This window comes from Megasphaera sp. An286 (assembly GCF_002163455.1).
Classification (GTDB): Bacteria; Bacillota; Negativicutes; order Veillonellales; family Megasphaeraceae; genus Megasphaera; species Megasphaera stantonii.
Map to the genome: position 1 here is coordinate 1 of NZ_NFIY01000047.1, position 805 is coordinate 805.

1 protein-coding gene is annotated in these 805 nt (G+C 57.0%); it reads right to left on the reverse strand.

The window, feature by feature from the left end; translation table 11 throughout:
- Positions 1 to 805, reverse strand: an 805-nt coding sequence (locus B5F80_RS11105; RefSeq protein WP_087478882.1) for an elongation factor Tu, incomplete at both ends; no start/stop codon positions are given.

An 805-nucleotide genomic window follows, 5' to 3' on the forward strand; every position in this document is an offset into this window, starting at 1 on the left:
TAACGCCCGTTACGTCCGTCGTGCGGAAGTAGAACTGCGGACGGTAGCCGTTAAAGAACGGCGTATGACGGCCGCCTTCATCCTTCGTCAATACGTATACCTGTGCTTTGAACGTCGTGTGCGGATGAATCGTTCCCGGTTTTGCCAATACCTGGCCGCGTTCGATTTCCTTACGGTCGATGCCGCGGAGCAATGCGCCGATGTTGTCGCCGGCTTCTGCCAAGTCGAGGAGCTTACGGAACATTTCTACGCCCGTTACGACGGTCTGTTTCGGTTCGTCGGACAAGCCTACGATTTCGACTGCGTCGCCTACTTTAACTGTACCGCGTTCTACACGGCCCGTTGCTACGGTGCCGCGGCCCGTAATCGTGAATACGTCTTCGACAGGCATCAGGAACGGTTTGTCCGTCGGACGGTCCGGCGTCGGGATGTATTCGTCAACAGCGTCCATCAGTTTGAGGATAGACTGTTTTGCTTCTTCGTCGCCTTCGAGGGCTTTCAATGCGGAGCCTACGATGATAGGTACTTCGTCGCCGGGGAAATCGTAGGAGCTCAGGAGGTCGCGGACTTCCATTTCTACGAGTTCGATCAGTTCGGGGTCGTCAACCTGGTCGGCTTTGTTGAGGTATACGACGATAGCCGGTACGCCTACCTGGCGGGCCAACAGGATGTGTTCGCGAGTCTGAGGCATCGGGCCGTCAGCTGCGCTTACGACGAGGATCGCGCCGTCCATCTGAGCAGCGCCGGTGATCATGTTCTTAACATAGTCGGCGTGGCCCGGGCAGTCAACGTGAGCATAGTGACG